The sequence below is a fragment of the Sphingobacterium alkalisoli genome (assembly GCF_005049105.1).
GTDB lineage: Bacteria > Bacteroidota > Bacteroidia > Sphingobacteriales > Sphingobacteriaceae > Sphingobacterium > Sphingobacterium alkalisoli.
This window is the reverse complement of the sequence record NZ_SUKA01000021.1, coordinates 1-932: the sequence shown is the minus strand read 5'-3', so window position 1 is coordinate 932 and position 932 is coordinate 1. Positions and strand designations below refer to the sequence as shown.

Annotated in this window: 1 protein-coding gene; it reads left to right on the top strand. The window is 54.2% G+C overall.

The window, feature by feature from the left end; translation table 11 throughout:
- On the top strand, positions 1–932 hold a 932-nt coding region (locus FAZ19_RS23730), incomplete at both ends, for a DUF7507 domain-containing protein (RefSeq protein ID WP_136823261.1).

Sequence of the window (932 nt, the reverse complement as noted above, 5' to 3'; positions counted from 1 at the left end):
ATGTTACGATCGACAACCTTGTGCTGACAGATGATAACGCTGTTATCCCTGCGGGCGAGGAGCAGATCGGTACGCTAGCACCTGCTGGTACAAGAACCATTACGGTAACGCATGTGGTTACACAGGCAGACCTTGATGCTGGAACTGTTTCCAACCAGGCTACGGTCACGGGCGACGGTCCGGGTGGCACACCGCTTACCCCAGTTGACTCGGATGATCCGAACACGCCTGATCCGAACGATCCAACGGATACGGATGTTGTACAGACACCATCATTCACGGTAACAAAAGCGATCACGAGCGCAGGTCCATACAATACGGTAGGCCAGCAGATCACCTATACTATAACAGTAACGAACACGGGCAACGTGACAATCGACAACCTTGTGCTGACAGACGATAACGCTGTTATCCCTGCAGGCGAGGAGCAGATCGGTACGCTAGCACCTGCTGCAACGGCCACCATATCGGTAACGCATGTGGTTACACAGGCGGATCTTGATGCAGGCACTGTATCGAACCAGGCTACGGTAACTGGCGACGGTCCGGGTGGCACGCCACTTACCCCGGTAGACTCGGATGATCCGAACACGCCTGATCCGAACGATCCGACGGATACGGATGTGGTACAGACACCATCCTTTACGGTAACAAAAGAGATCACAAGCGCAGGTCCATACAATACGGTAGGCCAGCAGATCACCTACGATATCGTGGTCACCAATACGGGCAACGTGACGATCAATAACCTTGTGTTGACGGATAACAATGCTGTTATACCTGCAGGTGAGGAGCAGATCGGTACGCTAGCACCTGCTGCAACGTCCACCATCACGGTAACGCATGTGGTTACACAGGCAGACCTAGATGCAGGCACTGTATCGAACCAGGCTACGGTCACGGGCGAGGGTCCGGATGGCACGCCACTTACC